The sequence below is a fragment of the Micromonospora sp. CNZ286 genome (assembly GCF_014207755.1).
The window spans coordinates 3976705-3990885 of the sequence record NZ_JACHIZ010000001.1; the positions used below are offsets into that span (position 1 = coordinate 3976705).

General features: G+C 75.8%; 1 protein-coding gene. It reads right to left on the reverse strand.

Annotated features, from left to right (window positions below; all coding sequences use genetic code 11):
- Positions 1 to 34 precede the first annotated feature (34 nt).
- Positions 35 to 14155 carry a type I polyketide synthase gene (locus tag FHX31_RS17855; protein WP_184976814.1) on the reverse strand — a complete coding sequence of 4707 codons (14121 nt, stop codon included), beginning with the start codon at positions 14153 to 14155 and terminating at the stop codon, positions 35 to 37.
- Between the last annotated feature and the right edge of the window lie 26 nt (positions 14156 to 14181).

Genomic DNA, 14181 nt, shown 5'->3' on the forward strand with positions numbered 1-14181 from the left:
CTTGTGTTGACCCGTCGTCGCAGCAGCGATCACGTCAGGACATCCCCAGCTCGCGGTCGATGAAGTCGAAGACCTCGTCCGGCGTCGCGTCCTGGAGCTTCTCGGCGACGGTGTCGCCGTCCGCCGGGGCGTCGGCCTCGTTGAGGGAGGCCAGCAGCGCCCGCAGCCGCTCGGTGATCCGAATTCGGGCGCTGCGGTCCGGCGCCGAGCCGGAGAGCGCCGCTTCCAACCTGTCCAGCTCGCCGAAGACCGGTGCGACCCCGACCACCCCGCCGTCGACGACGGCGGCCCGCACGTACTCGGCCAGCCCGGCGGCGGTCGGGTAGTCGAAGACGACCGTGGCGGGCAGCCGGACGCCGGTCGCCGCGGTGAGCCGGTTGCGCAGCTCCACGGCGGTCAGCGAGTCGAAGCCGAGTTCGCGGAACGCCCGGTCCGGCTCGACGGCGTCCATCGAGGCGTGGCCGAGCACCGCGGCGGCCTGCCCGCGTACCAGCTCCAGCAGGGTCTTGCGTCGTTCGGCGTCGGTCTGCCCGGCGAGCAGGGCGGCCAGGGACTCCGCGGAGACGCCGGTGTCCTCGGCCCGCTCGGCGACGGCCCGCCGCGCCTCGGCCACGCCCGCGATGAGCGGGCTGGGCCGCACGGCCACGAAGCCGGGCACGTAACGGGCCCAGTCGATGCCGGCCACCATCGTCGCCGGCTCGCCCCGCGCGACGCACTGCGCGAGCGCCGTGAGCGCGGGCGCGGTGTCGAGGCGGGCCACGCCGGTACGCCGGCGGCGCTCCTCCACGGCATGGTCGGTGGTGGCCATCCCGCCGGCCGCCCAGGGGCCCCAGGCGACCGAGGTGGCCGGCAGGCCCTGCCGGTGCCGCTGCTCGGCGAGGGCGTCGAGGTAGGCGTTGGCGGCGGCGTAGCTGCCCTGACCGGCGGCGCCGAGCTGCCCGGCCAGCGCGGAGAACAGCACGAACGCGCGCAGTTCCCGCCCGACGGTCAGCTCGTGCAGGTGCAGGGCACCGAGCACCTTGGGGCGCAGGACGGTGGCGAGGCGGTCGGCGGTGAGCCCGTCGAGCACCCCGTCCTCGAGGACGCCGGCCGCGTGCACGACGCTGGTCAGCGGCGCGTCGGCGGGTACCTCGTCGAGCAGCTTGGCCAGCGCGGCCCGGTCGGCCACGTCGCAGGCCGCGACGGTCACCCGGGTGCCCGCCCCGGTCAGCTCGCGGACGAGTTCGGCGGCGCCGGGGGCGTCCGCGCCACGGCGGCTGACGAGCATCAGGTGCTCGGCGCCCCGGGCGGCCAGCCAGCGGGCCACCTCCGCGCCGAGCGCGCCGGTGCCGCCGGTGACCAGCGTCGTGCCCGGGTAGCCGGCGTCGTCGGCGGGCGCCTCGCCGCCGGGCGAGCGCACCAGCCGGCGTACCAGGATGGTAGCGCCGTCGACCGCGAGCTGGTCCTCGCCGTCGAGTCCGGCGAGGGCGGCGCAGAGCAGGTCCCAGCCGTGGTCGTCCAGGGTGGCCGGTACGTCGACCAGGCCGCCCCACCGCTCGGGGTGTTCGAGGGCCACGACCCGGCCGAGGCCCCAGAGCAGCGACTGCTCCGGTCGGCCGGGTGCCGCGCCCCGGGTGGTGCCGGCCGCGCCCCGGGTGACGCACCACAGTGGCGCGGCGACGTCGAGGTCGCCGAGCGCCTGGATCAGCGCGAGCGACCGGGCGAGGAACGGCGGCACCGGCTGGGTGTCGTCGACCGCGCCGTCGGCGAGGGCGAGCAGGGACAGCACCCCGTCGACCGGGGCCGGCCCGCCGTCGGAGGTACGGGTGACACCGTTCAGGTGCGCGGTGAGGGCGGCGCGGTCGGTCAGGTTCTCCGGCAGCGACACCAGCCGGACATCGGCGCCCCGGCGGGACAGCTCGGCGACGGCGGCCTCGCCCTCCTCCGGGTGCCGTGCGTCGGCGATCACCCACCAGGCGCCGGGGAGGAAGCTGACGGGCGTCCCGGTGTACGGCTGCCAGACGCTGCGGTAGCGCAGGTCGTCCAGGGCGGAGCGGTTGCGCTGCTGGCGTCGCCAGGAGGCGAGCACGGGCAGGGCCGCGCCCAGCCGTTCCAGGGATTCCGTCGCGTCCTGCTCGGTGAGTTCCGCGAGCGCGGCCAGGTCCTCGCTCTCGACGGCCGCCCAGAACGCGGAGTCGACGCCGCTCGAGGTCTCCTCGGTGTCGTCCTGCCGGGTCGCCGCGGTCGGCCAGAAGCGGCTGCGGTCGAAGGCGTACGTGGGCAGTGCGACGGTGCCGGTCTCGGCGAGTACGGCCGTCAGGTCGACGGGCAGGCCGATCGTGTGGGCGGTCGCGAGATTCGTCAGCAGCCGCGTCGCGTCGTCGTCACCGCGCCGCAGGCTGCCCAGCACGTGCCCGGTCGCGCCGGCGTCGTCCAGGATCGCCGTGACCGGCATCGCCAGCACCGGATGCGGGGAGATCTCCACGAACGTCGTGTGACCCGCCTCGACGGCCACCCGGACGGCGGCCTCGAACTGGACGGTCTGCCGCAGGTTGTCGTACCAGTAGTCCGCCGTCATCGACGCCGGGTCCACCCAGTCCCCGGTGAGGGTGGAGACGAGCCGGACGTTGCCCTGTCGCGGCGTCACGTCGGCCAGGTCGGCGCGCAACTGCTCCGCGACGTCCTGCACCGCCACGGAGTGCGACGCGTAGTCCACCGGGATCAGGCGGGCCCGCACCCCGTCGGCCTGACACGCCTCCACCAGGTCGGCGACCGGCTGCGGCGGACCCGACACCACCACCGTCGACGGACCGTTCACCGCCGCAACGCCCACCCCGGGGAATTCCCCGAGCCGCTCGGCCACCGCCTCCGCCGACAGGTCCACCGACGCCATCGTGCCGGTGCCCCGCAGCACCGTCAGCGCCCGCGACCGCAACGCGACCGCCTTCGCCGCGTCCTCCAGGCTGAGGATCCCGGCCACACACGCCGCGCCGATCTCGCCCTGCGAGTGACCGACCACCGCCGCCGGGGTGACCCCGGCGTGCTGCCACACCGCCGCCAGGGCCACACCGACGGCCCACAACACCGGCTGCACGACCTCCACCCGCTCCAGCCACGACTCGTCGTCGCCGGTCAACACCGACACGAGATCGACATCCAGGTACGGCGCCAGGGCCCGCTGGCACTCCGCCAGACGCGCGTCGAACACCGGCGTACGACCGACGAGACCGGCCGCCATCCGCGCCGACTGCGCACCCTGGCCCGGGAACACGAACACCGCACCGGTTCCGGAGGCCGTACCCGTGACGAGGTTCCCCGCCGGCGCGCCGGCGGACAGGGCGTCGAGCCCCGCCAGCAACTCGGCCACGGTGGCCCCGACGACGGCGGCCCGCTGGTCGAACGTCGACCGGGTGGCGGCGAGGGACCAGCCCAACGCCGCCGCGTCGAGGTCGGCGTGCGCGCGGACGTGCTGGGCCAGGCGAGCGGCCTGACCGGCCAGCGCGCCCTTCGACCGCCCCGACACCGTCCAGACGACGACGTCGGAGGCCACGAGCCCCGGGCTGCGATCCTCGGCGGCCTCGCCGTCGGGCTCCACGCTCTCGGCGGGGAGGTCCTCGGGCAGTTCGATGATGACGTGGGCGTTGGTGCCGGAGATGCCGAACGAGGACACCGCCGACCGGCGCGCCCGGCCCACGGCCGGCCACGGCCGCGACTCGATCGCCAGCTCGACGGCCCCGGAGTTCCAGTCGATGTGCGGGGACGGCTCGTCCACGTGCAGCGTCGCGGGGACCACGCCCTCGCGCATCGCCAGCACCATCTTGATCACACCGGCGACGCCGGCGGCGGCCTGGGTGTGGCCGATGTTCGACTTCACGGAGCCGAGCAGCAGCGGCTCGTCGCGCTCCTGCCCGTACGTGGCGAGCAGGGCCTGCGCCTCGATCGGGTCACCGAGGGTGGTGCCCGTGCCGTGCGCCTCGACCACGTCCACGTCGGCCGTGGTGAGGCGGGCCGACGCCAGCGCCTGACGGATCACCCGCTGCTGCGACGGACCGTTCGGGGCCGTCAGCCCGTTCGACGCACCATCCTGATTGACCGCACTGCCCCGCACGATCGCCAGCACCTCGTGACCGTTACGCCGCGCGTCCGACAACCGCTCCACCACCAGCACGCCCACGCCCTCGCCCCAGCCCGTGCCGTCGGCACCCGCCGCGAACGCCTTGCACCGGCCGTCGGCCGCCAGGCCCCGCTGCCGGGAGAACTCCACGAACAGCCCGGGCGTCGCCATCACGGTCACGCCGCCGGCCAGGGCCAGGTCGCACTCGCCACGCCGCAGCGACTGCACCGCCAGGTGCAACGCCACAAGCGACGACGAACACGCCGTGTCCACCGACACCGCCGGCCCCTCCAACCCCAACGCGTACGCCACCCGACCCGACACCACACTCGCGGCGTTGCCCGTGCCCGCGAAGCCCTCCACCTCGTCCCCCGCCACCATCAGCAGGGCCCCATAGTCCTGACCATTCGTGCCCACGAACACCCCTGTTCGCGAACCCCGAAGAACCCCAGGCTCAACCCCTGCCCGCTCGACCGCCTCCCACGAAACCTCCAGCAACAACCGCTGCTGCGGGTCCATCGCCAAGGCCTCACGGGGGGAAATCCCGAAGAAACCGGCATCAAACTCCGCCGCCTCGTAGAGGAAGGCGCCGCTGCGGACGTATGAGGTGCCGGTGGAATAGGGGTCGGGGTCGTAGAGCTTCTCGACGTCCCAACCCCGATCGCCGGGGAGATCGGACACGGCGTCGAGGCCGGCGTGCAGCATCTGCCAGAACCGCTCGGGGTCGTTGGCCCCGCCGGGGAAGCGGCAGGACATGGCGACGATGGCCACCGGCTCGTCGTCGCCGAGCGTCACCGGGGCGGCCTCGACGGCCACGGCGGCCTCGCCGCCCAACTCCTCGTGCAGGTGCCGGGCGAGCGCGGTCGGCGACGGGTAGTCGAAGACCAGGGTCACCGGCAGCCGCAGTGAGGTGGCGGTGGCGAGCCGGTTGCGCAGCTCCACCGCCGTCACCGAGTCGAAGCCGAGGTCCCGGAACGCGTGGTGCGGGTCGACGGCCTGGCCGTCGGCGTACTTGAGGACCGCGGCCGCCTGGTCGCGGACCAGATCGAGCAGCGCCTGCTGGCGCTCGGCGGCGCTCATCCGGGTGAACGCGCCGGCGGAGCCGGCCTCGTCGGTCTCCTTCGTCTCGGCGAGGCCCTTGGTGGCCTGCAACCGCTGCGCCTCGGGGATCTCCGAGATCAGCGGACCGGGCCGGGTGGCGGTGAACGCGACGAAGAACCGGTCCCAGGCGATGTTCGAGATGGTCAGGAAGGTCTCGTCGTGCTCGACGGCCTGGTGCAGGGCCGCGACGGCGAGGCGCGGGGGCATCTCGGGCGCGCCGTGGCGGTGCAGCATCCGGCCGAACTCGCCGTCGGCCATGCCGCCGCCGCCCCAGGCGCCCCAGCCGATGGAGGTGGCGGGCAGGCCGAGGGCGCGCCGGTGCTCGGCGAGGGCGTTGAGGAACGCGTTGCCGGGGGCGTAGTTGCCCACGCCGGAGCTGCCGACGGTGCCGGCCATCGAGGAGAACAGGATGAACGCGTCGAGGTCCAGCTCGCGGGTCAGCTCGTGCAGGTTCAGCGCGGTCGTGACCTTCGCGCTGAGCGCGTAGTCGACCTGCTCCAGGGTCAGCGAGTTGATCACCGAGTCGTCGAGGACGGCGGCGGTGTGCACGACTGTGGTCAGCGGGTGCTCGGGCGGCAGGTCGGCGAGGACGGCGGCGAGCGCCGACCGGTCGGCGGCGTCGCAGGCGGCGACGGTGACCCGGGCGCCCAGTGCGACCAGCTCGGCCTCGAGGTCGGCGATGCCCTCGGCCTGCCGGCCGCGCCGGCTGACCAGCACCAGGTGCGCGGCGCCGTTGGCGGCGAGCCAGCGGGCCATGTGTCCGCCGAGCGCGCCGGTGCCGCCGGTGACCAGGGCGGTGCCCGACGGTCGCCAGGTGCGCGGGGCGGGGGCGTCGCCGAGCGGGGCGTGCAGCAGTCGCCGGCCGAAGGCGCCGGCCCACCGCAGCGCGACCTGGTCCTCGCCGTCGGCGCCGGCGAGGACACGGACCAGCCGTCGGCCGGCCGCGTCGTCGAGTTCGTCGGGCAGGTCCACGAGGCCGCCCCAGCGGTCCGGGTGCTCCAGCGCGGCGACCCGGCCGAAGCCCCAGGTGAGCTGCTGGAGCGGGTGCGGCAGCGGGTCGGCCGGGCCGGTGGCGACGGCACCCCGGGTGAGGCACCACAGCGGCGCGCGGACTCCGGCGTCGCCGAGCGCCTGCACGAGGGTGACGGTGCCGGCGAAACCGACCGGCACCGACTGGTGCGCCGGGGCGGGCGTCTCGTCGAGCGGCAGCAGCGACACGATCCCGGCGGGGCGAGGGCCGCCGTCGGCGAGGTCGCGCAGCCGAGCGGCGAGCGCCGCGCGGTCCGTGCGGTCGGCGTCCAGCGCCAGCGGTACGACGGTGCCGCCGTGCCGCCGCAACGCCTCGGTGCAGAAGTCGGCCTCGGCCGCGCCGGTGTCGTCGGGGCCGGTGAGCAGCCACCAGGTGCCGGTGGCGGCCGGCTCGCCGGAGGCGTCGGGAGCGACGGGCGTCCAGTTGTCCCGGTACCGCCAGGAGTCCACGGTGGCCTGGTCGCGGTGCCGGCGACGCCAGGCGGCGAGCACCGGCAGCACGTCGGCGAACGCCGTCTCCGAAACGGGCCGCGACTCGGCCGTGGCGGAGAGTTCGGCCGTGAGCGCGGTCAGGTCCTCCGCCTCGACGGCCGCCCAGAACCGGGCGTCGACCTCGTCGTCGGCCACGGGACCGGCGGCCGCGGGGGCGGGCGCGGTTGACGGCTGCGGCCAGTAGAGCTGCCGCTGGAACGGATACGTGGGCAGGTCGAGGCGGCGCCCGGCGAGGCCGGCGAAGGCGGGCCGCCAGTCCACGGCCGTACCCCCGGCCCAGACCTCGGCCAGGGCGCGCAGGAAGCGGCCGAGGCCGCCCTCGCCCCGGCGCAGGCTGCCGGTGACGGTGACCGCGTCCGGGTCGGCGGCGGCCAGCTCGACGCTCTCCTGCACGGCCATGGTCAGCACCGGGTGGGCGCTGACCTCGACGAAGGTCTGGTAGCCGGCGGTGACGAGGCTGCGCACCGCCTCGTCGAAGCGGACGGTCTGCCGCAGGTTGCGGTACCAGTAGTCGGCGTCGAGGGCGGCGGTGTCGAGCCAGTCGCCCTCGACTGTGGAGCGGAACCGGACCTCGCCGGTGCGGGGCCGCAGCCCGGCGAGCAGTTCCAGGAGCTGCTCGCGCAGCTGCTCGACGTGGGCGGAGTGGGAGGCGTAGTCCACGGGCACGCGGCGCACCCGCACCTCGCGGGACTCGTAGTGGGCGACGAGCTCGTCGAGGGCGGCGCCGTCGCCGGAGACCACGACGGAGGTGGGTCCGTTGACGGCGGCCAGGGCGATGCGGCCGGCCCAGCGGGCGATCGTCGCGGTGGCCTCGTCGGCGGTGGTGGCGACCGAGACCATGCCGCCGTCCCCGGCGATGCCGGCGATGATCCGGCTGCGCAGCGCGACCACGGCCGCCGCGTCGTCGAGGGTGAGGCCACCGGCGACGTACGCGGCGGCGATCTCGCCCTGGGAGTGCCCGACGACGGCTGCGGGGCGCACCCCGTACGACTCCCAGAGCGCGGCGAGCGAGACGCTGACCGCGAACAGGGTGGGCTGCACGACGTCGACGCGCTCCAGCGACGGGGCGTCGGGCGCGCCGCGCACCACGTCGGCTGGCGACCAGTCGACGTACGGGCGCAGCGCCTCGGCGCAGGCGGCGAACGTCTCCGCGAAGACGGGGGCGGTGTCGAGCAGCTCGGCGGCCATCCCGGCCCACTGCGAGCCCTGGCCCGGGAAGACGAACGCGACCTCGCCCGGCGTGCCGGGGACGCGGGTGACGGTCTGCGGGCCGGGCCGGCCGGCGGCGAGCGCGTCGAGGGACGCGGCCAGTTCGTCGCGGTCGGCGGCGAAGACGACGGCCCGGTGGTCGTGCGACGCGCGGGTGGCGGCCAGCGACCAGCCGACGTCGGCGAGCGCGTCGTCGTCCACTGTGCCGAGGTGCTCGCGCAGGTCCCGGCTGCGGGCGGTGAGGGCGTCGACGGTGCGCCCGGAGAGGACCCAGGGCAGTTCCCCGGTCGGCACGTCGGCTGCCGGTCCGGGCTCCGGCTCGTCGGCGGGGGCCTGTTCGAGGATGGTGTGCACGTTGGTGCCGCTGATCCCGAACGAGGAGACGGCGGCGCGGCGTACCCCGTCGGCGGGCTCCCACGGCCGGGCGGAGGTGAGCAGCTCGACGCTGCCGGCGGTCCAGTCGACGTGCGGGGTGGGCTCGTCCACGTGCAGGGTGGGCGGCAGCACCCCGTGCCGCATCGCCAGGACCATCTTCATCACCCCGGCCACACCCGCCGCGGCCTGGGTGTGCCCGATGTTCGACTTGATCGAGCCGAGCCAGAGCGGCCGGTCGGCGGGCCGGTCCTGCCCGTACGTGGCGATGAGGGCCTGCGCCTCGATCGGGTCGCCGAGGGTGGTGCCGGTGCCGTGCGCCTCGACGGCGTCCACCTGCTCGGCGGTGAGTCCGGCGTTGGCGAGGGCCTGCCGGATCACCCGCTGCTGGGCGGGGCCGTTGGGTGCGGTGAGACCGTTGGAGGCGCCGTCCTGGTTGACGGCGCTGCCGCGCAGCACGGCGAGGACCGGGTTGCCGTCGCGGCGGGCGTCGGAGAGCCGCTGGAGCACCAGCAGGCCGACGCCCTCGCCCCAGCCGGTGCCGTCGGCGGCTCCGGCGAACGGCTTGCACCGGCCGTCGGCGGCGAGGCCACGCTGGCGGGAGAAGCCGACGAAGATGCCGGGGGTGGCCATCACGGTGGCGCCGCCGGCCAGGGCGAGGTCACACTCGCCCGTCTGGAGGGCCTGCGCGGCCAGGTGCATCGCGACCAGCGACGACGAGCAGGCGGTGTCGACGGTGACCGCCGGGCCGTGCAGCCCGAAGGTGTACGCCAGCCGTCCGGAGATGACGCTGGCGGAGGTGCCGGTGGCGAGGTAGTTCTCGTCGACGTCCCCGGTGGCCATCAGCAGCGAGCCGTAGTCCTGGCCGTTGGTGCCGACGTACACGCCGGTGCGGCTGCCGCGCAGGGCGGTCGGGTCGATCCGGGCCCGCTCGAACGCCTCCCAGGTGGTCTCCAGCAGCAGCCGCTGCTGCGGGTCCATGGCGAGGGCCTCGCGGGGGCTGATGCCGAAGAAAGCCGGGTCGAACTCGCCGGCGCCGGCGACGAAGCCGCCCTCCCGGACGTAGCTGGTGCCGAGGTGCTCGGGGTCGGGGTGGTACAGCTCCGCGAGGTTCCAGCCGCGCTCGCCGGGCATCAGGCTCAGCGCGTCGGTGCCGGTGGCGAGGAGGTCCCAGAGCTGCTCGGGCGAGGTGACCCCGCCGGGGAAGCGGCAGCTCATGGCGACGATGGCGATCGGTTCGCGGTCGCGGCCGGTGCCGTCGGCGACCACCTCGCCGGTGGTGTGCCCGGCGGTGAGGCCGTGCAGGTGGGCGGCGAGTTCGGCGACCGTGGGGTGGTCGAAGACCAGCGTGGCGGGCAGGGTCATACCGGTCTCGGCGGTGAGCCGGTTGCGCAGCTCGACGGCGGTGAGCGAGTCGAAGCCGAGGTCGCGGAAGGTGCGCTCGGGCAGCGGCCGGCCGGCCGGGTAGCCGAGCACGACGGCGGCCTGGGTGCGTACGAGGTCGGCGAGCTGCGGCAGGGACCGGCCGACCACCACGGCGCGGGCGGGGCCGGTGGGCACGGCGGGCACCCCGGGCAGGGCGGCGATCAGTGGCGTCGGGCGGCCCCAGGAGGCGGCGAGGCGTCCCCAGTCGACGGCGGCGACGGTGACGGCCGGCTCGGCGGTGTTGACCAGCCGGCCGAGGGCGGTGACGGCCTCGGCGGCGGGGAGCGCGTCGACCCCGCCCCGGGCGAGCCGGGCGGTCAGCGCGGCGGCCATGCCGTCCTCGGCCCAGGCGCCCCAGGCGATGGCGGTGCCGGGCAGGCCCTGGTCGCGGCGCCAGGCCGCGAACGCGTCGAGATAGGCGTTGGCCGCCGCGTAGTTGCCCTGTCCGGCGCTGCCGATGATCCCGGCGAGGGAGGAGAAGAGCACGAACGCGTCGAGGTCGCGGTGGGCGGTGGTCTCGTGCAGCACCTGGGCGGCGCGGACCTTGCCGTCGAGGACGGTCTGCATCCGGCCAAGGTCGAGCCCGTCGAGGACGCCGTCGTCGATCACGCCGGCGGTGTGCACGACGGCGGTCAACTCCGGCAGGCCGGCCACGAGGGCGTCGACGGCCGCCCGATCGGTGACGTCGCACGCCACCACGCGTACCGCGCCCGACTCGTCGACCAGCTCGGCCGCGCCCGGCGCCGCCGGACCCCGCCGCGAGGCCAGCACCACCTCGGCCGCCCCGTTGGCCAGCAACCAGCGCGCCACGTGCCGGCCCAGGGCACCCGTACCGCCGGTCACCAGCACCGTCCCGGTAGGCCGCCAGCCCGCACCCGCGGGCGGCGCGGCCGGCACCAGCCGCCGGCCGAAGACGCCCTGCGGGCGGATCGCCACCTGGTCGTGGCCGGCGTCGGCGAGGACGGCGAGCAACGCGTCCGCCGCGGTGCGCTCGGCGCGGGCGGGCAGGTCGATCAGGCCGCCCCAGCGGTCGGGCTGTTCGAGCGCGACGACCCGGCCCAGGCCCCAGGCCAGGGCGGGCCAGGGGTCGGTGAGGGTCTCGCCGGCCCCGACGCGCACGGCGCCCCGGGTGAGGCACCAGAGCCGGCCGGGCAGGCCGGCGTCGGCGAGCGCCTGGGTGAGGGTGAGCAGCAGCGCGGCGCCGACGGAGACGGCCGGGGCGTCCGGCAGCGCCCGGTCGGTCGCGGGGAGCACGCAGAGCACGCCGGTCCAGCCCTGCTCGCCGTGGCCGCGCAGCAGCCCGGTCAGCTCGGCACGGTCGACGCCGGGGGCGACGGTGAGCGTGTCGACGTGGGCGCCCGCGCCGGTCAGCGTGCCGGCCGCCCCGGCGTCGTCGGCGTCGGCGGTGACGACCAGCCAGCGGCCGGTCAGCGCGGGCGCGGCGGCGGGGCGTACCGGCTCCCAGTCGATCCGGTACGTCCAGCCGTCCACCACTGCGTCGCGCTGCCGGGCCCGCCGCCACGACGACAGCACCGGTACGGCCGGGGCGAGGGCCTCGACCGCGGCGGGGTCGTCCTGCACGGCCAGGTGGGCGGCGACCCCGGTCAGGTCGCCGCGCTCCACGGCCGCCCAGAAGTCCCCCTCGGCGGCGTCGCCCGGCGCGGCCGTCACGGCGGTGCCGCCGGCCTCGGGCCAGTAGCGCTGGTGCTGGAAGGCGTACGTGGGCAGGTCCACCCGCCGCGCGCCGGTCTCGGCGAACCACTGCAGCCAGTCGACCGCAACCCCGCGCACGTGCAGCTCCGCCAGCCCGGCCAGCAGCCCGTGCGCCTCGGGCCGGTCCCCGCGCTGCGCGGCGACGGCCAGCACGGCGTCGTCGGCGGGCAGGATGTCGGCGACCATCGCGGTCAGTACGCTGCGCGGCCCGACCTCCAGGAACGTGTCCGCCCCGGCGGCGCGCAGCGCAGCGACCCCGTCGGCGAAGCGGACGGCCTCGCGGACGTGACGCACCCAGTAGTCGGCGGTGCGGATCTCGTCGGCGTCGGCCAGCGCACCGGTCACGTTCGACACCACCGGCAGCGACGGCGCGGCGAAGGTGAGCTTGTCGAGCACCGCGCGGAACCGGGCGAGCATCGGCTCCATCAGCGGGCTGTGGAACGCGTGGCTGACGGTGAGGCGGCGGGTGCGTACGCCCCGGTTCTTCCAGAGCCGCTCCACCTCGTCCAGGGCCGCCACGGCGCCCGAGACCACGACCGAGGTCGGCCCGTTGACCGCCGCGATCCCCACGTCGGCCAGGCCGTCGAGCGTGGCGAGGACGTCGGCCTCGGTGGCCGCGACGGCCAGCATCCCACCCCCGGCGGGCAGCGCCTGCATCAACCGGCCCCGCGCCGTCACCAGCGCGCAGGCGTGCTCCAGCGACAGCACCCCGGCCACGTACGCGGCCGTGACCTCGCCGATCGAATGACCGCCGACCAGGTCGGGGGCGACGCCGAAGGACTCCACCAGCCGGAACAGCGCCACCTCGACCGCGAACAGACCGGCCTGCGTGAACACCGTCTGGTCCAGCAGGCCGGCGTCGGCCGAGCCGTCGGCGGCGAAGAGCACCTCACGCAGGGGGCGCGGCAGGGCTCGATCCAGGTGCCCGCACACCTCGTCGAGGGCGGCGGCGAACACGGGGAACTCGGCGTACAACTCCCGGCCCATGCCGGCGCGCTGCGCGCCCTGACCCGAGAAGAGCACCGCGAGCTGGCCGCGCGGCGCCCCGGCACCGGTCACGACGGTACCGGCCGGTTCCCCGGCGGCAAGGGCGCGCAGCCCCGCGAGCAGGTCGTCGCGGCCGGTCGCGGACAGCACGGCCCGACGGTCCAGGGTGGAGCGGGAGGTGACCGACGAGAAGGCCACGTCGAGCGGGCGGAGGGTCTCGTCGGCGGCGAACCGGGCGGCCCAGCGGCCGGCCTGCGCGGCGAGCGCGGCGTCGGAGCGGGCGGAGAGCAGCACGGGGGCCACCGTGCGGGCCTGCGGCGTGGTCGGCTCGGCCTCGACCTCGGCGGGAGCCGGGGCCTGCTCGATGATGGTGTGCGCGTTGGTGCCGGACACGCCGAACGACGACACGGCGGCCCGGCGCGGCCGGTCCACGGCGGGCCAGGGCGTCGCGGCGGTGGCGAGGGTGACCGCCCCGGCGGTCCAGTCGATGTGTGGGGACGGCTCGTCGACATGCAGGGTGGGCGGCACGACGCCGTGCCGCATCGCCATCACCATCTTGATCACACCGGCCACGCCGGCGGCGGCCTGCGTGTGCCCGATGTTCGACTTGACCGACCCGAGCAGCAGCGGCGCGGCCTCGTCGCGGTCCTGCCCGTACGTGGCCAGCAGCGCCTGCGCCTCGATCGGGTCGCCGAGCCGGGTGCCCGTACCGTGCGCCTCCACCACGTCGACCTGCTCGGGCGTGAGGCGGGCGTTGCCCAGGGCCTGGCGGATGACGCGCACCTGGGAGGGGCCGTGCGGGGCGCTGAGCCCGTTGGACGCGCCGTCCTGGTTGACCGCGCTGCCGCGTATCACGGCGAGCACCGGGTGGCCGTGCCGCTGCGCGTCGGAGAGCCGGGTGAGCAGCAGGATGCCGATGCCCTCGGACCACGAGGTGCCGTCCGCGCCGGCGGCGAACGCCTTGCACCGGCCGTCGGCGGCGAGGCCGCGCTGCCGGCTGAAGCCGACGAAGACCGCCGGGGTGGGCATCACCGTCACGCCGCCCGCGAGGGCCAGCTCGCAGTCGCCGTTGCGCAGGGCCTGCGCGGCCAGGTGAAGGGCGACGAGCGAGGACGAGCAGGCGGTGTCGACGGTGACCGCCGGCCCCTCCAGCCCGAGCGTGTACGCGACGCGGCCGGAGATGACGCTCGTGGCGTTGCCGGTGAGCAGGTGCCCCTCGCCGTTCTCGGCCTGCGCCATCATGCCGTCGTAGCCGTGCGACGACGCCCCGACGAAGACGCCGGTGCGGCTGCCCCGGACGGCCGGCAGCGGCAGCCCGGCCCGCTCGAACGCCTCCCAGGACGTCTCCAGCAGCAGCCGCTGCTGCGGGTCCATGGCGACGGCCTCGCGGGGCGAGATGCCGAACAGGTCGGCGTCGAAGTCGGCGGCGGAGTAGACGAAGCCGCCCTCGCGCACGTAGCTGGTGCCCGGGTGGTCGGGGTCGGGGTGGAAGAGGCTCTCCAGGGACCAGCCCCGGTCGGCGGGGAACGGCCCGATCCCGTCGCCGCCGTCGTGCACGAGCTGCCACAGCGCCTCGGGGCTGTCGACCCCGCCGGGGTAACGGCAGCTCATCGCCACGATGGCGACGGGCTCGGCGTCGCGGGCCTCCAGCTCGCGCAGCCGACGCCGGGTACGCCGCAGCTCCGAGGTCGTACGCTTCAGGTACTCGACGTACTTCTCGTCCTCGTTGCTCACCGTGGACCTACCTCACTCGGCATGCC